Raw genomic sequence first — 24,989 nt, 5'->3', positions numbered from 1 at the left:
GTTGCGTGACCAGCAGTTTGTTTTCCTCCACAGATGCGTATGCAGCAACACCGGCACCGTGCGCGCGCCGGTAGCCCCGTGCGACGGGCTTTTCGATGCTGGCATCCGAATTGCAATACAGAACCCGTGCGTCGCGCACGCACGTGCGTTCAACCGATCAAACAGGATGACTCATCGATGTTCAGGAAAAAACTAATCGTCACCGCGCTGGGGGGACTGCTGACGGGCGGCACCGTATCGTTGCCCGCATGGGCAGAGGATGGCGCGGCGACAGCGGCGGCGCCGGACGCGAAGCCGGCGCAACAGGCGTCGGACGACGCGACCGCGGCAGCGCCGAAGGCCACCCGCGCGAATCGCGGGTCGACCGTACGCGAAGCGAATCTCGGCACGGTGACCGTGACCGCGCGCCGGCGCAAGGAGCGCATCCAGGACGTGCCGGTCGCGGTGAGTGCGCTGAGCGGCGACGCGATCAAGAACAACGAGTTGCGCGTGATCAACGACGTGACGAAGTACGTGCCGAACTTCAACGGACAATCGACCGAGGGCCGCGAGCGGCCGCGCTGGTTCCTGCGCGGCGTCGGCAGCAACGATCCTTCGGACCTGTCGCTGAGCCCGATCGGCGTGTACTTCGACGACGTATACATCAACAGCGTGTTCGGGCAGGGCTTTCCGCTGTTCGACCTCGATCGCATCGAGGTGCTGCGCGGGCCGCAGGGCACGCTGTGGGGCAAGAATACCGTCGGCGGCGCGCTGAGCATTACGTCGCAGAAGCCGACCTTCGACGTGAGCGGCTACGGCAAGCTCGGCCTCGGCCAGTACAACAGCCGGCTCGCGGAAGCCGCGATCGGCGGTCCGATCGGCAAGAACGACGTGCTGGCCGCGCGCGTGTCGGTGTATCACGAGAATGCCGACAGTTTCTATACGAACACCGTGCAGCAGGGGCGCTTCGGCGGCTTCCACGACAACGCGGTGCGCTTCCAGGTGCTGGCGGTGCCGACGTCCGACACCGATTTCCTGTTCAACATCCACGGCCGCAACTACACGGGCGGCGGCAATGCATGGCACGCGGAAGGCGCGGGGCGCGGCGGCGCGAACCAGTTCGGCTTCGTCGGGTCGACCGATCCGTACACGGTGTCGCTCAATGCGCCGTCGAGCGATCACATCTCGACATGGGGTACGTCGCTCACCGCGCACTGGCGCATCAACCCGGCGGTGTCGCTGACGTCGATCACGGCGTTCGAAGGGCTGCACCGCTGGTATCAGGACGACGAGGACTATTCGCCGTTCGATGCGGCGCGCTCGCATGACCGCCTGTCGAGCCGCCAGTTCTCGCAGGAGTTCCGGCTCGAATCGCCGCAGAACGACCGGCTGAGCTGGCTGGTCGGCACGCACCTGTTCACCGAGCAACTGGCCGAGCAGGGCGCCGGCGGCGGCCTGCCGGGCGCGCCGTCGCCCGCGTTCTACCACCTGACCGACCTCACGCAGCACACGCAGAGCGCGGCGATCTTCGGCAGCGTCAAGTACCGCTTCACCGACCGTTTCAACGTGACGGGCGGGCTGCGTTACACGATCGAGCGCAAGACCATCGACCTGACGGGGCTGCAGGGCGCGGGCAACGTGACGTTCAGCGATCCGAACAGCTGGTGGTCGCCGTCGTCGGTGACGTCGCCGCTCGCGGTCAGCGCGCAGCAGAACCAGACGAACACATGGCGTGCGCCGACCTGGGATCTCACGCCCGAATATGCGCTCAGCAACAACGTGCGCGTGTATTTCCGCTATGCGCGCGGTTTCCGCTCGGGCGGCTACAACGGCAACGCGTATACGCAGAGCACGGTGTCGACCGTGTCGCCGGAGTACCTGACCGACTACGAGGTCGGCATCAAGAGCGAGTGGTTCGACAAGCGGCTGATCGTCAACGCGAGCGTGTTCCACTACGACTATCGCGACATCCAGGTATTCGCGCTCGCGCCGAACCCGTTTGGCGGGCCGCCGGTGTCGACGTTGTCGAATGCGGGGCAGGGGCGCGCGGACGGCTTCGAGCTCGAGCTGAAGGCGCAGCCGGTCAACAGCCTGTACCTGTTCGCGAACCTCGGGATGCTGAACACGCGCTTCACGGAGTTCCGCTACGTGCCGACGGCCGTCGGCAACTCGTTCGCGCGTTCGCCGCATACGACGCTGAACGCGGGCTTCGACTATCGCGTGCCGGTGTCGTTCGGCACGTTGACGGCCGGTGGCGACGTGAACTACCGCAGCCGCGAATACTTCAGCGCGACGCGGCAGACGATGCCGCAGCTCTGGCAAGGCGGCTATACGGTGCTGAACGCGCATGTGTCGTACACGACGCCGAACCAGAAATACATCGTGACGGGCTACGTGACGAACCTGACGAACAAGGTTTACAAGAAGCTCGAGCTGCTGCCGTCGTATGGCGCGTATCCGGTGCTGTACGGCGATCCGCGCACGGTCGGGATCACGCTGACCGCGAAGATCTGACGCGCGGCGCATGCCGCGTCCGTTCGACGAACGGCGCAACGGTAACGTCGGTCAGGTATCGGAACTTCGAGCCGAACGGCAAGGTCCGGTTCACGCCTGCGTCGTTCGTCGGCGCGCGATACGTGTACACGACGGTGCGCGACGACGCAACGACGCAACGACGCAACGACGCTACGACGCTACGACAGACGTCGCGCAGCCGAAGATCCGGGTGCGTGCGGGGATCCGGCACAGGTTCCGAGTGTGCCGAAAAGAAGGCGGCCGCCGCCGCCTTCATCCATTACGAAGCGACGCGAATCACGACCTTGCCGAAATGCTGGCCCGACTGCAGGTACGCATACGCTTGTGGCGCTTCGTCGAAGCCGAACACGTGATCGACCACCGGCTTGATCCGTTTCGCATCGACGAGCCGCACGACGTCGTCGAGCATCGCGCGGCTGCCGACCATGATCCCGTGCAGTTTCCGAATGCCGCCGATCAGCGACAGCAGCCCGAGTTCGGGGCCGCCGAACCCGCTGACGCCGCCGATCACCGACACGATGCCGCCCAGCTTCGTCGCGGCGACCGAGCGCGGCAGCGTGTCGTGTCCGCCGACTTCCAGGACGAGATCCGCGCCCGCACCGCCGGTGAGCCGCAGCACTTCGTGCTGGCACTCGGGCGTCGCGCGATAGTTGATCGTTGCGTCCGCACCGAGTGCGCGGGCGCGTTCGAGTTTCGCGTCGCTCGACGACGTGACGATCGTGCGCACGCCCGCCGCGTGCGCGAGCTGCAGTGCGACGATCGAGACGCCGCCCGTGCCGAGCAGCACGACGGTCGAGCCCGGCCCCGCGCCGCCGTCGGCGAACAGCGCGTTCCACGCGGTGATGCCCGCGCACGACAGCGTCGCCGCTTCGTCGTAGTCGAGATGCGCGGGAATCGCGACCAGCGCCGCTTCGTCGGACACGAAGTGCTCGGCCAGCACGCCGTCGAATTGCGCGCCGGGCGAACCCGAGACTTTCTGCGGCGTGGGCGGCCCGTCGATCCAGCGCGGGAAGTACGTGTTGATCACGCGATCGCCCGGCTTGAAGCGCGTGACGTCGCGGCCGGTTTCGACGACTTCGCCGGCGCCGTCGGCGACAGGAATCAGCGCGTCCTTGCCGATGCCGAGATAGTCGCCGCGCGCGAACATCAGGTCGCGGTAGTTCAGTCCTGCCGAGTGGATTTTCACGACGACATCGGTCGGCCCGACGGGGCGACGCGTCGCGTCGATGCGCCGGAGCGCGGCAATGCCGTCCCCCGGTCCGATTTGCCATGCGTGCATGTCGACTCCTTTTTCGAGATAGACCGGACTATCATAGTGTTGCGCGGCGGGACGCATTGGCGATTATTCGGCCGATGATTGTCGCCGGCATGGATACAAACGTGTCAACCCACCGGAGTGGAATTGCATGGACGAGCGGCTGAGAGGCATCGCCGAATTTGTCGACGTCGTGGAGTCGGGCAGCTTCGCCGCGGCGGCGCTGCGCCTCGGCATGACGCGCTCGGCCGTGGCGAAGATCGTCGCGCGTCTCGAACACCGGCTCGGCGCGCGGCTCTTGCAGCGCACGACGCGCCAGCTCGGCTTGACCGACGAAGGGCTCGCCTATTACGAGCAGTGTCGGCGGTTGCTGGCCGAACTCGGCGAGACGGAGGCCGCGCTCGACGCGGGCCGGCGCGAGCCGACCGGGCGCGTGCGGATCAGCGTGCCCGTGCTGTTCGGCCGGCAATGCGTGGCGCCCGTCGTGCGGCGCCTCGTCGAGCGTTATCCGCGGCTTGAAATCGACGTGTCGTTCAGTGATCGCCTGGCCGACCTGGTCAACGACGGCTTCGACATCGCGGTGCGCATCGGCGAGCTTGCGGATACGAGCACGCTCGTCGGGCGGCGGCTTGGCGTACAGAGGATGGGCATTTGCGCATCGCCCGCGTATCTCGATCGTCATGGCCGGCCGTCGGGGCTCGGCGAGCTCGCGTCGCACGTCGGCATCGCGTATTCGCGCGGCGGGCAGCCGACGCCGTGGCGGATCATCGGCTCGGACGGCGCGGTGCACGACCATCGCCCGGCCGGCCGCCTGCGGTTCGACGACCTGCAGGCGATCGCCGACGCGGCTGCAGCCGGCGCGGGCCTCGCGTGGCTGCCGTGCTGGCTGATGGCGCCGTACGTGCGCGACGGCCGTCTCGCGCTCGTGATGGACAGCGACAGCGTGTCGGGTGCCGAAGTGTTCGCGGTGCGGCCGGCGTCGCGCAATGTGCCGTCGAAGGTGCGCGTCGTCATCGATGCGTTCGTCGACGAGATTCCACGCATGCTGGAGTCGGACGACGCAGACGGCGAGCGCGTGCCGCAGCGCAGCGTTCACGCTACGTAGCGACGACGCACGACGTGGCCGCTGCTATCGCGTTCCTGCTGTCCGACGATGCGGCGTTCGTCACGGGGCAGGTGCTCGCGGTGGACGGCGGCGGCAGCCTCGGCGGACGCAACTGACGCAACGCGCGCATGACGGCGCGAGCCGTCGATCAACGGGCGGCGTGCATATTCCCCCTTCCCGTTAGCATGTGACGAATCCGACTTTGGGCGCCGCGCGGGCGACGCTAAGATCGCCGATCCGTAGATCGAGCGTTCGACAAAATGAAAAAGTCCGCGTCGCCGTTGCATGCTTTCCGTTTCCGTGTCGTCTGCGCCGCGATTGCCGGCGCGTTGTCGCTCGCATCGTGCGGGGGCGTCGACAGCGATGCGCCGTCGCAGTCCGCCGCGACACCGCCGCAGGCCGCAAAACGCCCGAACATCCTGTACATCATGGCCGACGATCTCGGCTATTCCGACATCCATGCATTCGGCGGCGAGATCAACACGCCGAACCTCGACGCGCTCGTCGCGTCGGGCCGCATCCTGTCGAACCACCACACGGGCACCGTCTGCGCGATCACGCGCGCGATGCTGATTTCCGGCACCGATCACCACCTCGTCGGCGAAGGCACGATGGGCGTGCCGACCGACGAGCGGCGCGGGCTGCCCGGCTACGAGGGCTACCTGAACGATCGCGCGCTGTCGTTCGCACAACTACTGAAGGACGCCGGCTATCACACGTACATCGCGGGCAAGTGGCACATCGGCTCGGGGATCGTCGGCAGTGCGACGGGCAGCGGACAGACGCCGGACCAGTGGGGCTTCGAGCGCAGCTACGTGCTGCTCGGCGGCGCGGCGACGAACCATTTCGCGCACGAGCCGGCCGGCTCGTCGAGCTACACGGAAGACGGCAGCTACGTGCAGCCGGGCCAGCCCGGACAGCCGGGCGGCGCGGGCGGCAATCCGGCCGTGTTCTACTCGACGGACTTCTATACGCAGAAGCTGATCTCGTACATCGATGCGAACAAGCAGGACGGCAAGCCGTTCTTCGCGTATGCGGCCTACACGTCGCCGCACTGGCCGCTGCAGGTGCCGGACCCGTGGCTGCACAAGTACGCGGGCGTATACGACGCCGGCTACGATGCGATCCGCAACGCGCGGATCGCGCGGCAGAAGGCGCTCGGCCTGATCCCCGCCGACTTCAAGCCGTTCGACGGCCTGCCCGAAACGACGGCGGCATCGCCGGCAACGGCGAACAACGGCACCGCGAACGCGAAGTACATCAGCGCCGTGCATTCGGCCGCCGACGGCTACAGCGACTACGGCACCGGCAAGGTCGACAAGCTGTGGGCGAGCCTGAGCCCGGCCGAGCGCCGCGCGCAGGCGCGCTACATGGAGATCTACGCGGGGATGGTCGAGAACCTCGACTACAACATCGGCCGCTTGATCCAGCACCTGAAGGACATCGGCGAATACGACAACACGTTCATCATGTTCCAGTCGGACAACGGCGCGGAAGGCTGGCCGATCGACTCCGGCGCGGACCCGACGGCGACCGACACCGCGAACGGGCAGGAGCCGGTCTATTCGACGCTCGGCACCGACAACGGCAAGCAGAACGCGCAACGGCTGCAGTACGGGCTGCGCTGGGCCGAAGTGAGCGCGACGCCGTTCCGGCTCACGAAGGGTTATTCGGCCGAAGGCGGCGTGTCGACGCCGACGATCGTGCGGCTGCCGGGGCAGGCACGCCAGTTGCCGACGCTGCGCGCGTTCACGCACGTGACCGACAACACGGCGACCTTCCTCGCGGTCGCGGGCGTCACGCCGCCGTCGCAGCCGGCGCCACCGCTCGTGAACACGCTGACGGGCGTCGACCAGAACAAGGGCAAGGTCGTCTACAACAACCGCTACGTCTATCCGCCGACGGGCCAGTCGCTGCTGCCCGTGCTCACCGGCTCGGCGACGGGCGAGGTGCATACCACGCCGTTCGGCGACGAAGCGTACGGCCGCGCGTACCTGCGCAGCGCCGACGGCCGATGGAAGGCGTTGTGGACCGAGCCGCCGCTCGGGCCGCTCGATGGCCACTGGCAGCTGTACGACCTCGCGGCGGACCGCGGCGAGACGACCGACGTGTCGGCGCAGAACCCGTCGGTGATCAGCACGCTCGTCGACCAGTGGAAGACGTACATGAGCAACGTCGGCGGGGTGGAACCGCTGCGTCCGCGCGGCTACTACTGAGGACGGCACGATGCGGTTCCGCTTCCGGACACTCGGCGCGGCGCTCGCGGCCACGCTGTTCGCGGCTGCGTTCGCCGTCGGCTATGCGAGCCCGTCGGCGTCGCCCGCCGGCGCCTTCGACGACGCGAATCGCGGCCGCCCGCTCGTGCCGCTCGGCTCGGAGCGGCAGTGCGAGCGCTACTCGGGCCTGCCCGCGAAGTGGCGCGACGACCCGAAGGCCGGGATGGTGCACCTGAGCGGCGGCGCGTTCGTGTTCGGCAGCACGCGCGGCTATGCGGACGAGCGTCCGGCAGGCGACGGCAAGACACGCGTCGGCGGCTTCTGGATCGACCAGACCGACGTGACGATCGCGCAGTTCGCCGCGTTCGTGCAGGCGACCGGCTATGTGACCGAGGCCGAGCAGCAGGGCGGCGCGGCCGTGTTTCATGTGCCGGCGCGCGACGAGCTGAACGCGCGCGACCTCGCGTGGTGGACCTGGGTGAAGGGCGCGTCGTGGCGGCAGCCGCGCGGCCCCGGCAGCAACGTCGACGGGCTCGGCAACCTGCCCGTCACGCTCGTCACGCAGCGCGACGCGCTCGCGTATGCGCGCTGGCTCGGCCGCGATCTGCCGACCGAAGCCGAATGGGAATACGCGGGCAAGGCCGGTCGCGACGACGCGTCGCTCGATGCGGCGCCGCGCGACGCGCAGGGCAAGCCGGCCGCGAACTACTGGCAGGGCGCGTTCCCGGTGCTCGATACGGCCGAGGACGGCCACGCGGGCCTGGCACCGGTCGGCTGCTATGCGGCGAACGGTTTCCACCTGTACGACATGATCGGCAACGCATGGGAATGGACGAAGGACGCGTACACGGGCCCGCATCAGTCGCACACGAACGGCGACACGGCGGTCGTCGCACCGCCGACGCACCGGCACGACACGCCGATGGTGATCAAGGGCGGCTCGTTCCTGTGCTCGCGCGATTACTGCGTGCGCTATCGCGCGTCGTCGCGCGAACAGCAGGAAGCGGATCTCGGTGCATCGCATATCGGGTTCCGCACGATTCTGAGGGATGCGTCATGAAGCGGGTGATGCATTGCGTTGCCGCGTCGCTGATCGTTGCATGCGGTGTCGCCCATTCGGGCTGGATCGTTGCGGCCGAAACCGGCACGTCGACGATCCGCGTCGGCGTGACACGCGGCGTGCATGCGGACATCCTGGACGAGGTGAAGCGTGTCGCCGCCACGCGCGGGCTGCGTGTCGACGTCGTCGAATTCGACGACGCGTCGCGCATCGATGCCGCGCTCGCCGACGGCAGGATCGACGCGGCGAGCTTCGAGGACGCGCAGCGCCTTGCCGCGACGCGCACAGCGAAAGGTCATGCACTGACCGCCGTCGCACCGACCGTCACGCTGCCGATGGCGCTCTATTCGCGCAAGATCAGGAGTCTGAACGAACTGCAGCCCGGCGCGACGGTCGCGATCCCGGCCGATCCGCGCGGGATGGCTCGCGCGCTCGTGCTGCTGCAGAACGATACGCTGGTGACGCTGCGCGACAAGGCCGGCCTGCATGCGACGCTGCGCGACGTGACGGGCAACCGGCTCGCGCTGAAATTCGTCGCGCTGCGCCGCGACCGGCTGCACGCGGCGCTCGATTCGGCCGCGTTCGTCGCGATCGACAGCGAGGACGCCGCGCGCGCGGGGCTGCAGCCGGCGCGCGACAGCATCAATCTCGAGGATGCACGCTCGCCGTATGCGAACGTGCTGACCGTGCGCGAGGCGGACCGCACGAAGCCGTGGGTCGCGCAGCTCGTCGCCGCGTATCACTCGGACGACGTCGCGCATTTCATCCTGACGCGCTATCAGGACTCGGTGCGGCGGCCGTGGTAGACGACTACCGCCTTGCGTGCAATGCGTGCGGCCGCTGCTGCAACAGCGCGCCGACGCTGTCGTTGCGCGAACTGTTCCGGCATCGGCACCGCTTCGTCGGCGCGCTGACGATCCATCGTGTGCCGAAGCGGCGCATCGGTGAACGAACGCGCGCGGGCGGACGCGAGCATGCGCTCGACGCGGACGACATCGCCGCCTGCGATGCGCTCGCGAACGCGTTGTTCCACCGCGCGCGCGGCGCGAGCGACGAATGGATTGCGCTGACGCTCCAGGGCTACGACTATCCGTCGCTCGGGCGCTGTCCTGCATTGGCCGACGACGGCCGCTGCAGCGTGCATGCGGACAAGCCTTCGATCTGCGGCGCCGTGCCGCTCGATCCGATGCGGCCTGACCGCCTGCAATCCCGCGTGCTCGCCGGGCGGCGCGACGAGACGGCGTGGCTCGGTGCGAATTGCATCGTCGGCGCGGACGGCGGCACGGCTTGCGTCGATATGGCGTCGGCGCTGCCGCTCGTGACGGCAGGGCAGGTCGCGGACCGCGCGGCGCTCGACACGTTTCGCGATGCGCTCGCGTTCGAGCGTGCGGTATGGCGCGACGCGGTGTTCGCAGCGTTGATCGACGGCGGACCGCAGGTGCGCGCAGCGTTGTCGCGGCTTGCGCCCGGCGGCTACCTGACGATGTCGATCGTGCCGGTGCTGCTGGCCGTCGCATCGGTGTCCGCGCATTGCCGCGCGTTGTGCATCGACTTTATCGGCGCGCAGCGCGCGTTGATCGACGCACGTATCGAGGCGGCACTCGCACGCCGTCGTCTCGACGACCGGCCGGCGACGGCCGAATTGCGCGGCTTTGCGCAGGCACTCGAACGTGCGGGGCACGCACTCGCCGCGATGCCGGACGCCACGGCGAGCACGCGCACCGACGCCCCGCGCATCGATGCATGGCTCGACGATCGGCACGCTTTCATCCCGCCGACCGCGTGACACCGGCGGTATGCCGCGCGTGCCTTACACTTGGCGCTCTTTCAACCGTCTCCGATGGGGCGCGCATGTACGCATCGACCTTCATTTTCCGCGCCGGGCAATACGACGACGAATTCCACCGCCTCGACCGGCAGATCGCCGACATGGCGCGCGCGACGCCCGGCTACCTCGGCGAGGAGACGTGGGAGAACGCCGAGGCGGGGCTGATCCAGAACGTCTACTACTGGGAATCGGAGGCGGCGCTGCGGCAGTTGATGCAGCATCCCGCGCATCTGGAAGCGAAGGCGAAGCAGGCGCGCTGGCTGGACGGCTATCGCGTGGTGATCTCGCAGGTGCTGCGCGAGTACGGCGACGGCAAGCTCGCGCAGCCGCATGCGGGGCAGCTGGCGTAAGCCGATTGCCGAACGGGCGCTTCAGGCGCCATGCGTGATCCGCTCGGCATCCCCACGCCGCATCAAAGCGCCTCGACCAGCAGCCGGTTGCTCTTCTCGCAATACTCGTGACACGCGGCGCGCGCCGCGATCGATGCGCCATGCACGAACTTCGGCGCGTCGGCCCGCCGCGACATCGACACGACGATCGATGGCGGCGACGGCTGCAGCGGCAGCTCGACGACCTCGCCGCTCGCGATCAGCGCATCCACGAACAGCACCGGAATCGCGGCGACGCCGAAGCCGTCGCGCACGAGCTGCACGATCACCGAGATCGACGGCGAGCCGGTGATGCGCGTCTCCGACAGCGGCACGCCATGCGCGTGCGCGAGCGTGCGCACGATGTCCTCGAGCGCGCGGTGCGGCGCGGTACCGCGCCCGTAGGTCAGGATCGGCTGGCGCAGCACCTGCCGCGCGAGGCCGGTGCGCGTGGTCGGCAGCAGCCCCGCGCGCGCGATCCAGCGCACCGGATAGTTCGCGAGCGCGTCACAGACGACCGACGCCTCGTCGCTACCCTCCACGCGAATGATCAGGTCCAGTTCGCCGGCCATCAGCCGGCGCTGCAGCACGACGCTGACGTCGACGGTCAGGTCGATCTCCAGTTGCGGATAGTCGGCGGCGAGGCGGCGCAGGTAATGCGGCAGCCAGCTGTGCACGACCGTCTCGATCACGCCGAGCCGCAGCTTGCCGCGCAGCGCGCTTTCGCCGGCCGCGGCGGCCTGCAGCTCGTGCGTCGCCTCGACGACGGCCTTCGCATAGCCGAGCAGGTACTCGCCGTTCGGCGTGAGCCGGAATTCGCGGCTGTCGCGATCGACGAGCACGGTCTGCAATTCGTCCTCGAGCGCCTTCAGGCGCTGCGAGATCGCGGCCGGCGTCGCGTGCAGCGCGGCGGCCGTCGTGCGGAAGTTGCGCAGCTTCGCGAGCGTGACGAAGGTTTCGAGGAAACGCGTGTTCATGGCGGTCGGCAGGGCGTTGGGCGCGCAGCTTGCCTCGCTGAAAAAATGAACGGGACTGGGGAAAACCCGGCTTCGTGTAAAGAAATTCTATACACGCGGCGCAAAAAAACTCGTTGGCGACAAAATTTTTTCTTTTCTATTCTTCGCCGTATCCGCTGACGCAACCGTCATCCCGACGACATCTCGATCTGCCCGCGACCATCATGACGCCTTCCGAATTCCGCCAGTCCGTGCGCAACGGCACGTTCCGCAGCCCGACGGCCGGCCAGTGCGGCCCGTTCGCGCAAGCGAATCTCGCGATCCTGCCGAACGCGTACGCGCACGATTTTCTGCGCTTCTGCCAGGCGAACCCGAAAGCGTGCCCGTTGCTGGGCGTCGGCGAACCCGGCGCGTTCCGGCTCGACGTGCTCGGCGAGGATCTCGACATCCGCACCGACGTGCCGAGCTACAACGTCTACCGCGACGGGCGCCTGACCGAGCGGGTCGAATCGCTCGAAGCGCTGTGGCGCGACGATTTCGTCGTGTTCGCGATCGGCTGCTCGTTCTCGTTCGAGGACATGCTGGCGCGCGAAGGGATCGGGCTGCGCCACATCGAGGAGGGTCGCAACGTGCCGATGTACCGTACGACGATTCCGAACCGGCGCGCGGGAATCTTCGGCGGCCAGCTGGTCGTGTCGATGCGGCCGCTGCGCGGCGCCGACGCGATCCGCGCGGTGCAGATCACGAGCCGGTTCCCGGGCGTGCACGGCGCGCCGGTCCATATCGGCCATCCGCGGGAACTGGGCATCGCCGATCTCGGCGCGCCCGATTTCGGCGACGCGGTGACGGTGCGCGACGGCGAACTGCCGGTGTTCTGGGCGTGCGGCGTGACGCCGCAAACCGCGCTGATGGACGCGAAGCTGCCGCTCGCGATCGCGCATACGCCCGGCTACATGCTGATGACCGACATCACGAACGCGTCGCTGGCCGTGTTCTGACCTGACCGACGCCGGCGGCCCGCACGGGCGCCGGTCCGGCCCCGACGCGGCGGCATGCCGCGAGCGCAGACGATCCGCCCGGCTGGAGGGCGGCGCGCAGCCGCGGCGAGACGCGCGCAAGCGACGCACGACGCAAGCAACGCACGACGCAAGCAACGCACGACGCAAGCAACGCACGACGCAAGCAACACACGACGCAAGAAGCGCACGACAAACACGACACGCACCAACGCCCCACACGCACGGTTTCGACCGCATATTTCGACAGGAGCTTCACCATGGAAAGCAAGATCCTCGCGGCGCCCGCCGCCGACCCCGCGGGCCCCGCACGCAACGGCCTGTTCGGATGGTATGCGGACACGCAGCCGCGCGAACGCCGCGCGTTCTGGAGCTGCAAGGTCGGCTACATGCTCGACGGGATGGATACACAGATGCTGTCGTTCGTGATCCCGACGCTCGTCGCGACCTGGGGCATCTCGCTCGCGGATGCCGGCTTCATCGGCACGATGACGCTGCTCGCGTCGGCGCTCGGCGGCTGGATCGCGGGCATCCTGTCCGACCGGATCGGCCGCGTACGCACGCTGCAGCTGACGGTGCTGTGGTTCGCCGTGTTCACCGCGCTGTGCGGGCTCGCGCAGAGCTACCACCAGTTGCTCGCGGCGCGCGCGCTGATGGGCTTCGGCTTCGGCGGCGAATGGACGGCCGGCGCGGTGCTGATCGGCGAAGTGATCCGCGCGCGCGATCGCGGCAAGGCGGTCGGCCTCGTGCAGTCGGGCTGGGCGATCGGCTGGGGGCTGTCGGCGCTGCTGTATGCGCTGCTGTTCTCGGTGCTGCCGGCCGAACAGGCCTGGCGCGCGCTGTTCCTCGTCGGCCTCGCGCCCGCGCTGCTGGTGGTCGTGATCCGTCGCTACGTGAAGGAGCCGGACGTCTACGAGAAGGAGAAGGCCACGCAGGCGAAGGGCGCCGACGCGCCGCGCTTCACCGAAATCTTCGCGCCGAAGCTGCTGTCGACGACGCTGCGCGCGGCGCTGCTGACCACCGGCGCGCAGGGCGGCTACTACGCGATCACGACCTGGCTGCCGACGTTCCTGAAGACCGAGCGGCACCTGACCGTGATGGGCACCGGCGGCTATCTCGCGATGATCATCTTCGGCTCGTGGGTCGGCTACCTGGCGAGCGCATACCTGACCGACCGCCTCGGACGCAAGCCGAACTTCATCCTGTTCGCGCTCGGCTCGATGGTGATCGCGTTCTCGTACACGTCGCTGAACCTGACCAACGCGTCGATGCTGTGGCTCGGTTTTCCGCTCGGTTTCTTCGCGTCGGGCATCTTCTCCGGGATGGGCGCGTTCCTCACCGAACTGTTCCCTACCCGCGTGCGCGGCTCGGGCCAAGGCTTCTGCTACAACGTCGGCCGCGCGATCGGCGCACTGTTCCCGTTCCTGATCGGCGCGCTGTCGAAGCAGTACGGGCTCGGCATGAGCATCGGCATCTTCGCGGTCGCAGCGTACGGCGTGGTGATCGTCGCCGCGCTGACGCTGCCCGAGACCCGCGGCCGCGAACTCGACGCCGCTTGACGTGGCTTGACGCTGCTTAAAGCCGCATAAGCGGGCGCCCGCCCGCCGCCGTTTTACCGTTCCCTTTTCATCGAAGCCCTCACGCGGCGCGCGACGCGCGCCGTGCGGCGGCGCTCGTCCTTCGAATCAACGACGCATCGAGTTCATCGCCATGACTGACCGACACACTTTCCCCGTTTCCTCCGACGCCGCGCGCTGGCAATTCTGGATCGACCGCGGCGGCACCTTCACCGACATCGTCGCGCGCCGGCCCGACGGCTCGCTCGTCACGCACAAGCTGCTGTCGGAGAACCCCGAGCAGTATCGCGATGCGGCCGTGGCCGGCATCCGCCACCTGCTCGGCCTCGCCGACGGCGAGCCGATCACGCCCGAGCGCGTCGACATGGTGAAGATGGGCACGACGGTCGCGACCAACGCGCTGCTCGAACGCAAGGGCGAACGCACCGCGCTCGCGACGACGCGCGGCTTTCGCGACGTGCTGCGCATCGCGTACCAGAACCGGCCGCGCCTGTTCGATCTCGACATCGTGCTGCCCGATGCGCTGTACGAGACCGTCGTCGAGGTCGACGAGCGGATCGGCGCGCACGGCGACGTCGTCGTGCCGCTCGACGTGCAACGCGCGGAAGCGGCGTTGCGCCGCGTGTTCGACTCGGGTGTGCAGGCGTTGGCCATCGTGCTGATCCACGGCTATCGCTACACCGCGCACGAGCGCGCGCTGGCGGATCTCGCGCGCCGGATCGGCTTCACGCAGGTGTCGGTGTCGCACGAGGTGTCGCCGCTGATGAAGATGGTGTCGCGCGGCGATACGACCGTGGTCGACGCGTACCTGTCGCCGATCCTGCGCCGCTACGTCGAGCAGGTCGCGCACGAGATGCCCGGCGTGAACCTGCAGTTCATGCAGAGCAGCGGCGGCCTCACGCGCGCCGACGCGTTCCAGGGCAAGGACGCGATCCTGTCCGGCCCGGCCGGCGGCATCGTCGGGATGGTGCGCGCCGCGCGCGCGGCCGGCTTCGAGCGCGTGATCGGCTTCGACATGGGCGGCACGTCGACCGACGTGTCGCACTACAACGGCGAATTCGAGCGCGTGTTCGAGACGCAGGTGGCCGGCGTGCGGATGCGCGCGCCGATGATGAGCATCCACACGGTCGCGGCCGGCGGCGGTTCGGTGCTCGGCTTCGACGGCGCGCGGCTGCGCGTCGGGCCCGAATCGGCCGGCGCGAACCCGGGGCCGGCCGCTTACCGGCGCGGCGGCCCGCTGACGGTGACCGACTGCAACGTGATGCTCGGCAAGATCCAGCCCGATCACTTCCCGCGCGTGTTCGGCCCGCACGCGGACCAACCGCTCGACCGCGACGGCGTGGCCGCGAAATTCGCGGCGCTCGCCGACGAGATTCACGCGGCGACCGGGCGGCGCGACACGCCCGAGGCGCTGGCCGAAGGGTTCCTGGAAATCGCGATCGGCAGCATGGCGAACGCGATCAAGAAGATCTCGGTGCAGCGCGGCCACGACGTGTCGCGCTACGTGCTGACGACGTTCGGCGGCGCGGGCGGCCAGCACGCCTGCGGCGTGGCCGACGCGCTCGGGATGACGCAGGTGTTCGCGCATCCGCTCGCGGGCGTGCTGTCCGCTTACGGGATGGGGCTCGCCGACCAGACCGCGATGCGCGAGCGCGCGGTGGAAGCCGTGCTGTCCGATGAATCGTTGCCGGCGCTGAACGCCGCGCTCGACCGGCTGGCCGACGACGCGGTCGGCGCGCTGCTCGAACAGGGCGTGCCGCCGGAGCGCATCGCGACCGAGCGGCGCGTGCACCTGCGCTACCAGGGCACCGATTCCGCGCTCGACGTGCCGGCCGGCAGCGTCGCCGCGATGCAGCAGGCGTTCGAGGCCGCGTACCGGCAGCGCTATGCGTTCCTGATGCCCGGCACGCCGCTGGTCGCCGAACTGGCATCGGTCGAGGCGATCGGCCGCTCGGATGCGCCGGTCGAGATCGCGCCGCTCGTGCCGCGCGACGCGGGCGCGGCGCCGCGCGCGCACAGCGCCGTGCGCTTCCATTCCGGCGGCCAATGGCACGACGCGGCGCTCTACGTGCGCGACTCGCTGCTGGCCGGCGACGCGATCGACGGCCCGGCGATCGTCGCGGAGAAGAACGGCACGACCGTCGTTGAACCCGGCTGGCGCGCGCAGATGACCGCGCAAGGCAACCTCGTGCTGACCCGCACGACGCCGCTGCCGACGCGCCGCTCGCTCGGCACCGATGCCGATCCGGTGCGGCTCGAGATCTTCAACAACCTGTTCATGTCGATCGCCGAGCAGATGGGGCTGCGGCTGCAGAACACCGCGTATTCGGTGAACATCAAGGAGCGGCTCGACTTCTCGTGCGCGATCTTCGACGGCGACGGCAACCTGATCGCGAACGCGCCGCACATGCCCGTGCACCTGGGCTCGATGGGCGAGAGCATCCGCACGGTGATCGAGCGCAACCGCGGCCGCATGCACGACGGCGACGTGTTCATGCTGAACGACCCGTATCACGGCGGCACGCACCTGCCCGACGTCACCGTCATCACGCCGGTGTTCGCGGACGGCTCGGACACGCCGCTGTTCTACGTCGGCTCGCGCGGCCACCACGCGGACATCGGCGGCACGACGCCGGGCTCGATGCCGCCCGATTCGACGCACATCGACGAAGAGGGCGTGCTGATCGACAACTGGCAGCTCGTGTCGGCGGGCGTGCTGCGCGATGCCGACACGCGCGCGCTGCTCGCGTCGGGCCGCTATCCGGCGCGCAACATCGAGCAGAACATGGCCGACCTGCGCGCGCAGATCGCGGCGAACCAGAAGGGCGTCGACGAGCTGCGGCGGATGGTCGGGCAGTTCGGCCGCGACGTCGTGCTCGCGTTCATGGGGCACGTGCAGGACAACGCGGAAGAGGCGGTGCGGCGCGTGATCGGTGCGCTGCAGGACGGCGCGTATCGCTATCCGCTCGACAACGGTGCCGAGATTCGCGTCGCGATCCGCGTCGACCGCGCGGCGCGCCGCGCGGAGATCGACTTCACCGGCACGTCCGCGCAGCTCGACAACAACTTCAACGCGCCGAAGGCCGTTTGCATGGCCGCGGTGCTGTACGTGTTCCGTACGCTGGTCGGCGACGACATCCCGCTGAACGCCGGCTGCCTGAAGCCGCTGACGGTGATCGTGCCGGCGCGCTCGATGCTGAACCCCGAGTATCCGGCGGCCGTGGTATCGGGCAACGTCGAGACGTCGTCGGCGATCACCAACGCGCTGTACGGCGCGCTCGGCTGCGTCGCATCGAGCCAGGGAACGATGAATAACTTCACGTTCGGCAACGATCGCTACCAGTACTACGAGACCATCGCCGGCGGCAGCGGCGCGGGCGACGGCTTCGCGGGCGTCGGCGCGGTGCAGACGCATATGACGAACTCGCGGCTGACCGATCCGGAGGTGCTCGAATGGCGCTATCCGGTGCGGCTCGACTCGCATCGGCTGCGCGCGGGTTCCGGCGGCGCCGGGCGCTGGCGCGGCGGCGATGGCGCGGTGCGGCGGATTCGCTTCCTCGAGCCGATGACCGCGTCGATCCTGTCGAACAACCGGATCCACGCGCCGTTCGGCGCGGCGGGCGGCGAGGCCGGCGCGCTCGGCCGCAACACGATCGAGCGGGCGGACGGCACGGTCGAGACGCTCGAGCATATCGGCCGCGCGCAGATGGCGCCGGGCGACGTGTTCGTCGTCGAAACGCCGGGCGGCGGCGGGTACGGCGCGGCGGGCTGAGCAACAGGGTGTGACGCACGCACAAAGCGGTGCGGCGGGGCGCCCGCCGCACCCGCTTTCCGCGCATTCCGGGCGGCAATCGCACCGGTTCCATGCATGCCGCCGCATCGGCGGCGCGGTCCGGCGATATATTCGCTCGCACCGCTCGACGCGACGTTGCAACAGCGATGGGAATAAAGACGCATTCACGCATGAACGGCAACGAAAATCCCTGAATCCGCGCGCGGCGCAATGCGATCCGACCCCGCCGCAGCGTCGTGCCGACAAATCGCTGCCGGGCTGCCGCGATTTCCCACAAACCGCCGCCCGGCGGGGCGCTCCGGCGATTCCGCGGGCCTGGTTCTACGCGTTCGCGACCGGCTTCGCGCATCCCGCCAATCACGAAAAATCCCTCCTGCCAACCGAGTTCCGATTCCTTGACACCCCGTTCCAAATGTGAGTGCCAATCTTCTTCGTCATTTGATAAGATGGGTTCCAACATTCGTTTGGAAAACCTGCGCGCGAGATGCGCGAACGCCGGGTCGCATTAGTTGGAAACAAGTACGGAACGAGGGCCGCAGGCACGGTCATCACGACTGCCCCGCCGGGTACGCGCGCTGCGCGCCCGGGGATCGGGTGCGGCCGGCTCGCCTCCGTCTACACTGTGCGTTTTTTCTGGATCGGGGCGTGTCCATGGATGACGAAAACGATCGCGCCGTGCTCGAAGCGCATCTCGGTACGCATAGCCCATGCTGGCGGCTCGGCAGCGACAGCAATGCGCTCGAGCTGGCCGCCGTTCGCGGCCTGACCAATGTCGCGGTGGCACTGACCGGTGAACAGGCCGCGCGGATCCGCGCGCTCACCGGCGTTACGTCGCACCTCGTGCTCGAACTCGCGCTGTTCGGCGATCCGGTCAGCCTCCATCTGGTCGGCAGGAAGGTCGACACCGCCAATTGGGCCGGCACCGCCTCCGCCTATTCCGATACGGCGTCCGTCGCGGGCGATCTCGCTCACGGGCTCGCGTTCGCCGAGCAGGTCGTGTCCGAAGTGAATTCGCTCGTCGTGATCCTCGACCGCAACGGCATGGTGCAGCGCTTCAACCGCCTGTGCGAGGAAGTGACCGGCAAGCGCGAGGTCGACGTGATCGGCCGCAGCGCGTTCGAGCTATTCATGAGCCCCGACCAGGGTGCGCAGTCGCGCAGCAACATCACCGGCTTTTTCGCGAGCAACCGGTCGTTCGAGGTCGAGCGCTACATCAATACGGTCAACGGCCCGCGCCTGTTCCAGTTCCGCAACAAGTTCGTGCAGAGCGGCAGCGGCGCCGACGAGCAGTTCCTGATCTGCTCGGGCGTCGACGTCACCGAGGAGCGCAACGCACAGCAGCGGCTCAGCGAACTCGCGAATTCCGACGTGCTGACCGGCTTGCCGAACCGTCATGCAATCAGCGAGCGCATCCGCGTCGCGCTGGCCGCGGACCGCACCGACGTGCGCGGCCAGGTCGGCATCCTGTTCCTCGATCTCGACAACTTCAAGCGCGTCAACGACCACTACGGGCACATCACCGGCGACCGCCTGCTGCAGGACGTGTCCATGGTCATCGGCGGCTGCCTGCCGTCCGGCGCGACGCTCGCGCGGCTCGGCGGCGACGAATTCCTGGTGCTGTTCGAGCACGGCACGCGGCCGCTGCTCGAGGCGACCGCGCAGATCATCCTCGAGCGGCTGCGTACGCCGATCCACCTCGGGCTGGTGGAGGTCTACACGAGCTGCTCGATCGGCATCGCGATGTATCCGCAGCACGGCGATTCGCTCGAAACGCTGATCCGCAGCGCCGACACCGCGATGTACGTCGCGAAGGAAGAGGGCAAGCATACGTACCGCGTGTTCTCGCTGGAGATGAACCAGAAGGTCGCGAAGTACATGTGGCTCGACACGAACCTGCGCAAGGCGCTCGAGGAAGAGCAGTTCGTGCTGCACTACCAGCCGGTCGTCGACATCGCGACCGGCGACGTGCACGCCGTCGAGGCGCTGATCCGCTGGCAGTCGCCGGATCGCGGGCTCGTCGCGCCGATCGAGTTCATCCGCTTCGCCGAGGAATCGGGGCTGATCGCGCCGCTCGGGCGCTGGGTGATGCGCACCGCGGCCGCGCAGGCCGCCGCGTGGAAGGCGAAGGGGCTCGACGTGCGGATCGCGGTGAACGTATCCGCGCGGCAGTTGCAGGACATGAACATCGTCGATCAGTTCGCGTCGATCCTCGACAGCGCCGGGTTGAAGCCGAGCCTCGTCGACATCGAGCTCACCGAAAGCAGCTTCATCGAGGATGAAGAAGCGGCGCACGAGCTGATGAAGCAGTTCCGCCACCTCGGCGCGGAGATTCACCTCGACGATTTCGGCACCGGCTATTCGTCGCTGTCGCAACTGTCGCGGCTGCCGCTCGATTCGATCAAGCTCGATCGCAGCTTCATCACGGGCATCGACCGCAACCCGCGCTCGCAGGCGCTGGTGCGCTCGGTCGTGTCGCTCGCGAGGGCGCTGAGTTTCTCGGTGGTCGCCGAGGGCGTCGAGACGCACGCGGAAGCCGACTTCCTGAAGCAGATCAACGTCGACCACGCGCAGGGTTTCTACTTCGCGCGGCCGATGCCGGCCCAGGCCTTCGAGGCCTGGCTCGCGGAAACGAGAAAGCTCAGGCTGATCGCCTGAGCCTCCCCGCTTGACGGGCGCCGCCGGTTACGCGGCGGCGCGCCGCTCACGTCACACCGTGCGCAGCTTCGACACGCGCCGGTTCTGCAGCATCACCAGGCGCTCCATGTACGCGAGATCCTTCGGCTCGATCGTGAACGCCGCGTGAACCCACTCCTCGGTGATGTCCATCAGCTCGGAACGCGTGAGATGGAACACGCGTTCGCGGGCGCGCAGCATCGCGCGGATGCCGTTCAGCTTCGGCTTCATCACGTCGATGAAGGTGCGTGTCGCGAGATACGCGTCGCCCGCGTCGAACGTCTGGTCGATCAGCCCGCGATCCTCGTACCACTCGGCCGCGTGCGCCTCGCCGGACGAGATCAGCGATTCCGCGATCCCGCGGTCCGCCTTGCGCGCGACCAGCGAATAGCCGCCCATGCCCGGGAACAGGTTGAACGCGATCTCGGGGAAGCCGAGCTTCACGCCCTTCTGCGCGAGCATGTAGTGGTGCGCGAGGGCGGCCTCGAAGCCGCCGCCCAGCGCGCTGCCCTCGATCATCGCGATCGAGATCGCCCCGGTGCCGAAGCCCGTGTAGATCTCGTATACGCCGTCGATGCACGAGCGCGCGTAGGCCATCAGCTGGTCGCGGCGGCCGCTGCGGATCGCGTCGACGAAGAAGCTCAGGTCGCCGCCGACGTTGAACAGCTCGGGGACGAGCGAGCCCGTCACCCAGAAGTCGAACGGCAGGCCCGAGTCGCGTGCGACGCGCGCGAGATGGATGATGTCGGTGACGAGTTGCTGGTTGAAGCACGGCCGCGGCTCCGATCGCAGCATCATCCACATGACGTTGCGGCCTTCTTCGTAGAACGCGGTCAGCTGCGTGAGTTCGCCTGCTTCGTAAAACGGACGGCACGCCGGATGGGATTGGAGTTGCATGGTATGTCCTCGAGAGATGTGGTTTTTCAGAGACCGACGCGGCCGGCGACGTGGAAACCTGCCCCCGCACGGCGCCGGCCGCGGGGCACCGCCATTGTTGCGCGCGCACAAATGCCGAATTGCGGGGAACAACGCATGACCGAGACGCGTGCGGGTATCGCGTCCGGCGCGAACCGTGCGGGTCATGCGGGTGATGCGAACGATGTGGTCGATGTGATCGCCCGGCGGGAGAACCGTGATGAGAGGTGGGCGAAATTGGGCCGGTGGTCGTCCGGGGCGGTGAAGGCAGCGAAGGCGGCGAAGGCGGCGAAGGCGGTGAAGGTGGTGAAGGCAGCGAACGCGGCAAGGGCGGCCGCGATGACGATGCCGTGCCGATCCGCGCGGTCGGCCGGCGGGCGGTACGGGCACGCCGCTTCGGCCAACGCGCGGCGTGCCGGCCGCTTACGCGTTGAAAGCGGCGCCGTGCCGCCGACCGCGTCTCATGGATTGTGCGGACTGGTGCAGCGGCCGGGCGTCGGCTAGTTTTAGAAGATGACGCCGCCGCGCCCGGCGTCCCGGGAGGGGACCGTGACCGCATTCCAGAAGATGTGGCAGCTGCTCGTCGGAAAGCCGCTGGACCCGCTCGATCCGCGCACGCGCCATGCGATCGCGGTGACGCCGTTGCTGGCCTGGGTCGGGCTCGGCGCGGACGGCCTGTCGTCGTCGTGCTACGGCCCGGAGGAGGCGTTCCTCGCGCTCGCGCACCACACGCCGCTTGCGCTGTTCCTTGCATGCGCCACCGCGGCGACCGTGTTCATCATCGCGCTCGGCTACAACCAGGTGATCGAGCTGTTCCCGACCGGCGGCGGCGGCTATCGCGTCGCGACCTCGCTGCTCGGATCGAAGCCGGGGCTCGTGTCGGGCGCGGCGCTGCTGGTCGACTACGTGCTGACCGTCGCGACGTCGCTCGCGAGCGGTGTCGACGCGTTCTTCAGCCTGCTGCCGGTCAGTGCGCAGGCGTTCAAGCTCACGACCGAGATCGTGCTGATCCTGCTGATGACGGGGCTCAACTTCCGCGGGATGCGCGAATCGATCATGGTGCTGCTGCCGATCTTCATCGGCTTCGTCGTGCTGCATTTCGGGCTGATCCTATACGGCGTCGCGGTGCACGGCAGCGCCCTGGCGACGATCGTGCCCGACGCGGTGCACGAGGCGCACGGGATGTCGCAATCGCTCGGCGTGTTCGTGATGCTCGCATTGCTGATGCGCGCGTTCTCGCTCGGCGGCGGCACCTATACCGGCCTCGAGGCCGTGTCGAACAACGTGAACATGCTCGCCGATCCGCGCGTGCCGAACGGCAAGGCGACGATGTGGTACATGTCGACGTCGCTCGCGTTCACGGCCGGCGGCATCATCCTGCTGTACATGCTGTGGCACGCACGGCCCGTCGAAGGCGAGACGCTCAACGCGGTCGTGTTCGGCAGCGTGATCGATCATCTCGGGCTCGGCTCCGCGTTCGCGCGCCACGCGCTGCTCGCGGCGGTGCTCGCGTTCGAGGCAGGGCTGCTGCTGGTCGGCGCGCAGACGGGTTTTCTCGACGGGCCGGCGGTGCTGTCGAACATGGCGTCGGACTCGTGGGTGCCGCGCCATTTCCGCGACCTGTCGACGCGCCTCGTGCGGCAGAACGGCATCATCGTCGTCGGCCTGTCGGGCCTCCTGATCCTGCTGTGGACGCACGGCAGCGTCGACGTGCTCGTCGTGCTGTACAGCATCAACGTGTTCCTCACGTTCAGCATGTCGCTGCTGGGGCTGTGCACGTACTGGTGGCACCATCGCAGCGAGCGCGGCTGGTTCAAGCACTTCTTCCTGTCGGCGCTCGGGTTCAGCGTGACGTCGACGGTGCTCGTCATCACGCTGATCGAGAAGTTCACGGCCGGCGGCTGGCTCACGGTGCTCGTGACGAGCGCGGTGATCGCGCTGTGCGTCATGATCAACCGCCACTACGCGTACACGCGCGCGCAGCTCGCGAAGGAGGATGCGCTGTTCTCGGGGCCGCCGCCGGAAGTCGACGAGGCTGCCGCGCCGGGCCGACCCGATCCGTCGCAGCCGACGGCCGTGCTGCTGGTCGGCAAGCATCGCGGCGCGAGCATGCACGCGCTGCTGTGGGTCAACCGGCTGTTTCCCGGGCACTTTCGCAACGTGATCTTTCTCGCGGTGGGCGAGGTCGATGCGAAGGCGTACGACGGGCACGAGCATCTCGAGCGGCTGCGTCACACGATCACCGAAGCGCTCGACTACTACGTCGCGCACTGCCGCCGCCACGGCATCGCGGCCGACTACCGGATCGCGTTCGGCACGAACCCGGTCGTCGAATTCATGAACCTCGCGTCGTCGACGCTCGATGCCTATCCGAACGCGGTGTGCTTCGCGAGCAAGCTGATCTTCAGGCGCGTGAATTTCCTGACCGCGTGGCTGCACAACCAGACGCCGGTCGAACTGCAGGCGCGGCTGCACGTCGAGGGGCGGCAGATGGTGCTGCTGCCGATGAACGTCGGGTAGCGATGCACACGGAAGACGCCCGCGCCCGCTTGGAATCGATTCAACATGACGTGACGCGTCAGATTGTTCAGTATTCGCAAACTATTGCCCGTTTTCCCGGAAAGATTTGATAAGATGCGCGCGCTTCGACGCCATCAACAGAACGACAAATCCTTTCCGAGGGGCTCAATGAAGAACGCAGCATCGTCCGTATTCCATATCGCGCGCCGTGGCCGCAACGCGCTGTTCGCCGCCGCGCTGCTGTCGCTTTCGTCGCTGGCGAGCGCTGGCGGCGACAAGCCGGGTGCGAAAGATCATCCGTTGCTCACGCGTTTCGCAGGCGCGACCATCACCGCGTATTCGCAGACGCCGTTCGACGAAGCGTTCCTGCCGAACCAGCCGATCGACGACGAGAAGACCGCCAAGGGCCTGAATCTCGAAGGCAAGATCACGCGGATCTCGTACGCGATCGACGGCGGCCGGTCGACGCTGGAAGTCGAGCGCAACTATCTCGACGCGCTGCAGAAGGGCGGCTTCCAGATTCTGTTCCGCTGCACGGCGGAGCAGTGCGGAAAGAGCGGCGGCAGCGACTTCCAGAGCGTCGTGATCAATTCCGGCCGGCTGCGGCAGGCGGGCGGCGGCGACGCGAACTTCGGCGACAAGCACCGCACGATCCTCGCGAAGCTGCCGCGAGCGTCCGGCGATGCGTATGTGTTCCTGCACATCATGGACAATTCGGCATCGAACAGGCGCACGCTCGTCTACGAGGAAGTCGTCGAGGTGAAGCCGATGCAGACCGGGCAAGTCAAGGTGCTCGATTCCGGTGCGCTGCAGAAAGGCCTCGCCGCGACGGGGAAGATCGCGCTGTACGGCATCTACTTCGATACCGACAAGGCGCAGGTGAAGCCCGAGTCGAAGCCGCAGCTCGACGAGATGGCGAAGCTGCTGACGGCGAACCAGGCGCTGAAGGTATACATCGTCGGCCATACCGACAATCAAGGGCAGTTCGCGCGCAACGCCGACCTGTCGCAAAAGCGTGCGGAGGCCGTCGCGCAGGCACTGGCGACGACCTACAAGATCGCGCCGGCGCGGCTCGTCGCGAAGGGCGTCGCGTCGCTGTCGCCGGTTGCGTCCAACGGCGACGACGCAGGCCGCGCGCAGAACCGCCGCGTCGAACTCGTGCAGCAATAACGCACGCCGGACCGGGCGCACGC

At 68.1% G+C, this 24,989-nt stretch carries 18 protein-coding genes and 1 pseudogene; 16 read left to right on the top strand and 3 right to left on the bottom strand.

Annotation, left to right across the window (positions count from 1 at the left end; genetic code table 11):
* Positions 1-177 precede the first annotated feature (177 nt).
* Positions 178-2,493 (top strand): TonB-dependent receptor, encoded by a 2,316-nt coding sequence (locus tag U4Y91_RS01135; RefSeq protein ID WP_321802675.1) that lies wholly within the window; start codon positions 178-180, stop codon positions 2,491-2,493.
* Positions 2,494-2,773: 280 nt separating this feature from the next.
* Here U4Y91_RS01135 and U4Y91_RS01125 read toward each other — a convergent pair whose 3' ends face one another.
* The gene (locus U4Y91_RS01125; RefSeq protein ID WP_321802673.1) at positions 2,774-3,793 is read right to left on the bottom strand and encodes an NAD(P)-dependent alcohol dehydrogenase; all 1,020 of its coding nucleotides are present in this window, start codon (positions 3,791-3,793) and stop codon (positions 2,774-2,776) included.
* A 127-nt stretch (positions 3,794-3,920) separates the two neighbouring features.
* Between U4Y91_RS01125 and U4Y91_RS01120 the strand changes: the two genes are divergently transcribed.
* The 7 genes and pseudogenes from U4Y91_RS01120 (at position 3,921) to U4Y91_RS01090 (ending at position 10,328) form a co-directional block, all read left to right on the top strand.
* Positions 3,921-4,874 carry a LysR family transcriptional regulator gene (locus U4Y91_RS01120; RefSeq protein ID WP_321802672.1) on the top strand — a complete coding sequence of 318 codons (954 nt, stop codon included), beginning with the start codon at positions 3,921-3,923 and terminating at the stop codon, positions 4,872-4,874.
* 8 nt (positions 4,875-4,882) lie between these two features.
* Positions 4,883-4,990 (top strand): annotated as a pseudogene (locus tag U4Y91_RS01115) (SDR family oxidoreductase); the annotation flags it as partial.
* A gap of 144 nt (positions 4,991-5,134) precedes the next feature.
* The gene (locus tag U4Y91_RS01110; RefSeq protein ID WP_321802670.1) at positions 5,135-7,090 is read left to right on the top strand and encodes an arylsulfatase; all 1,956 of its coding nucleotides are present in this window, start codon (positions 5,135-5,137) and stop codon (positions 7,088-7,090) included.
* Between the two features lie 10 nt (positions 7,091-7,100).
* Positions 7,101-8,150: a formylglycine-generating enzyme family protein gene (locus tag U4Y91_RS01105; RefSeq protein WP_321802668.1), complete on the top strand. Its 1,050-nt coding sequence runs from the start codon at positions 7,101-7,103 to the stop codon at positions 8,148-8,150.
* Positions 8,147-8,956, top strand: a complete 810-nt coding sequence (locus U4Y91_RS01100; protein WP_321802667.1) for a MetQ/NlpA family lipoprotein — start codon at positions 8,147-8,149, stop codon at positions 8,954-8,956. The genes U4Y91_RS01105 and U4Y91_RS01100 overlap by 4 nt, the downstream gene beginning before the upstream one ends.
* Positions 8,950-9,936, top strand: coding sequence for a YkgJ family cysteine cluster protein (locus U4Y91_RS01095; protein ID WP_321802665.1), 987 nt, complete (start codon positions 8,950-8,952; stop codon positions 9,934-9,936). Before U4Y91_RS01100 ends, U4Y91_RS01095 begins: the two co-directional genes overlap by 7 nt.
* A 65-nt stretch (positions 9,937-10,001) precedes the next feature.
* Positions 10,002-10,328 carry an antibiotic biosynthesis monooxygenase gene (locus U4Y91_RS01090; protein ID WP_321802663.1) on the top strand — a complete coding sequence of 109 codons (327 nt, stop codon included), beginning with the start codon at positions 10,002-10,004 and terminating at the stop codon, positions 10,326-10,328.
* A 62-nt stretch (positions 10,329-10,390) separates the two neighbouring features.
* Here the strand turns inward: U4Y91_RS01090 and U4Y91_RS01085 are convergent, their stop codons facing one another.
* On the bottom strand, positions 10,391-11,323 hold the full coding sequence (locus U4Y91_RS01085; protein ID WP_124499407.1) for a LysR family transcriptional regulator: 933 nt from the start codon (positions 11,321-11,323) through the stop codon (positions 10,391-10,393).
* 203 nt (positions 11,324-11,526) lie between these two features.
* Between U4Y91_RS01085 and U4Y91_RS01080 the strand changes: the two genes are divergently transcribed.
* From U4Y91_RS01080 to pdeR, 5 genes are all read left to right on the top strand, one after another.
* A complete protein-coding gene (locus tag U4Y91_RS01080; RefSeq protein WP_321802661.1) occupies positions 11,527-12,300 on the top strand; it encodes a putative hydro-lyase in 774 nt (257 codons plus the stop codon).
* A gap of 278 nt (positions 12,301-12,578) precedes the next feature.
* Positions 12,579-13,877 (top strand): MFS transporter, encoded by a 1,299-nt coding sequence (locus tag U4Y91_RS01075; protein ID WP_321802660.1) that lies wholly within the window; start codon positions 12,579-12,581, stop codon positions 13,875-13,877.
* Positions 13,878-14,028: 151 nt separating this feature from the next.
* A complete protein-coding gene (locus U4Y91_RS01070; protein WP_321802659.1) occupies positions 14,029-17,667 on the top strand; it encodes a hydantoinase B/oxoprolinase family protein in 3,639 nt (1,212 codons plus the stop codon).
* A 10-nt stretch (positions 17,668-17,677) separates the two neighbouring features.
* Positions 17,678-18,106 (top strand): hypothetical protein, encoded by a 429-nt coding sequence (locus U4Y91_RS01065; RefSeq protein ID WP_321802657.1) that lies wholly within the window; start codon positions 17,678-17,680, stop codon positions 18,104-18,106.
* A gap of 233 nt (positions 18,107-18,339) precedes the next feature.
* Positions 18,340-20,343, top strand: coding sequence for a cyclic di-GMP phosphodiesterase (gene pdeR, locus U4Y91_RS01060; protein WP_321802656.1), 2,004 nt, complete (start codon positions 18,340-18,342; stop codon positions 20,341-20,343).
* 51 nt (positions 20,344-20,394) lie between these two features.
* On the opposite strand, the gene U4Y91_RS01055 is transcribed toward pdeR, so the two are convergent.
* Positions 20,395-21,258 carry a crotonase/enoyl-CoA hydratase family protein gene (locus U4Y91_RS01055; protein ID WP_321802655.1) on the bottom strand — a complete coding sequence of 288 codons (864 nt, stop codon included), beginning with the start codon at positions 21,256-21,258 and terminating at the stop codon, positions 20,395-20,397.
* 135 nt (positions 21,259-21,393) lie between these two features.
* On the opposite strand from U4Y91_RS01055, the gene U4Y91_RS01050 reads away from it, so the two are divergent.
* From U4Y91_RS01050 to U4Y91_RS01040, 3 genes are all read left to right on the top strand, one after another.
* Positions 21,394-21,780 carry a hypothetical protein gene (locus U4Y91_RS01050; RefSeq protein WP_321802654.1) on the top strand — a complete coding sequence of 129 codons (387 nt, stop codon included), beginning with the start codon at positions 21,394-21,396 and terminating at the stop codon, positions 21,778-21,780.
* Positions 21,781-21,825: 45 nt separating this feature from the next.
* The gene (locus U4Y91_RS01045) at positions 21,826-23,796 is read left to right on the top strand and encodes an APC family permease (protein ID WP_321802652.1); all 1,971 of its coding nucleotides are present in this window, start codon (positions 21,826-21,828) and stop codon (positions 23,794-23,796) included.
* Between the two features lie 168 nt (positions 23,797-23,964).
* Positions 23,965-24,966: an OmpA family protein gene (locus U4Y91_RS01040; protein ID WP_321802651.1), complete on the top strand. Its 1,002-nt coding sequence runs from the start codon at positions 23,965-23,967 to the stop codon at positions 24,964-24,966.
* Positions 24,967-24,989: the final 23 nt, after the last annotated feature.

The organism is Burkholderia sp. BCC1993 (assembly GCF_905339865.1).
Lineage (GTDB): Bacteria > Pseudomonadota > Gammaproteobacteria > Burkholderiales > Burkholderiaceae > Burkholderia.
The sequence above is the reverse complement of the archived record's forward strand: the minus strand, read 5'-3'. Positions and strand labels throughout refer to the sequence as shown.

Excerpts from the sequence above, each read along its gene's own strand:
- U4Y91_RS01135 (WP_321802675.1), top strand. The coding sequence starts at position 178 with ATGTTCAGGAAAAAACTAATCGTCACCGCGCTGGGGGGACTGCTGACG.
- U4Y91_RS01125 (WP_321802673.1), bottom strand. The coding sequence starts at position 3,793 with ATGCACGCATGGCAAATCGGACCGGGGGACGGCATTGCCGCGCTCCGG.
- U4Y91_RS01120 (WP_321802672.1), top strand. The coding sequence starts at position 3,921 with ATGGACGAGCGGCTGAGAGGCATCGCCGAATTTGTCGACGTCGTGGAG.
- U4Y91_RS01110 (WP_321802670.1), top strand. The coding sequence starts at position 5,135 with ATGAAAAAGTCCGCGTCGCCGTTGCATGCTTTCCGTTTCCGTGTCGTC.
- U4Y91_RS01105 (WP_321802668.1), top strand. The coding sequence starts at position 7,101 with ATGCGGTTCCGCTTCCGGACACTCGGCGCGGCGCTCGCGGCCACGCTG.
- U4Y91_RS01100 (WP_321802667.1), top strand. The coding sequence starts at position 8,147 with ATGAAGCGGGTGATGCATTGCGTTGCCGCGTCGCTGATCGTTGCATGC.
- U4Y91_RS01090 (WP_321802663.1), top strand. The coding sequence starts at position 10,002 with ATGTACGCATCGACCTTCATTTTCCGCGCCGGGCAATACGACGACGAA.
- U4Y91_RS01085 (WP_124499407.1), bottom strand. The coding sequence starts at position 11,323 with ATGAACACGCGTTTCCTCGAAACCTTCGTCACGCTCGCGAAGCTGCGC.
- U4Y91_RS01080 (WP_321802661.1), top strand. The coding sequence starts at position 11,527 with ATGACGCCTTCCGAATTCCGCCAGTCCGTGCGCAACGGCACGTTCCGC.
- U4Y91_RS01075 (WP_321802660.1), top strand. The coding sequence starts at position 12,579 with ATGGAAAGCAAGATCCTCGCGGCGCCCGCCGCCGACCCCGCGGGCCCC.
- U4Y91_RS01070 (WP_321802659.1), top strand. The coding sequence starts at position 14,029 with ATGACTGACCGACACACTTTCCCCGTTTCCTCCGACGCCGCGCGCTGG.
- pdeR (WP_321802656.1), top strand. The coding sequence starts at position 18,340 with ATGGATGACGAAAACGATCGCGCCGTGCTCGAAGCGCATCTCGGTACG.
- U4Y91_RS01055 (WP_321802655.1), bottom strand. The coding sequence starts at position 21,258 with ATGCAACTCCAATCCCATCCGGCGTGCCGTCCGTTTTACGAAGCAGGC.
- U4Y91_RS01050 (WP_321802654.1), top strand. The coding sequence starts at position 21,394 with ATGACCGAGACGCGTGCGGGTATCGCGTCCGGCGCGAACCGTGCGGGT.
- U4Y91_RS01040 (WP_321802651.1), top strand. The coding sequence starts at position 23,965 with ATGAAGAACGCAGCATCGTCCGTATTCCATATCGCGCGCCGTGGCCGC.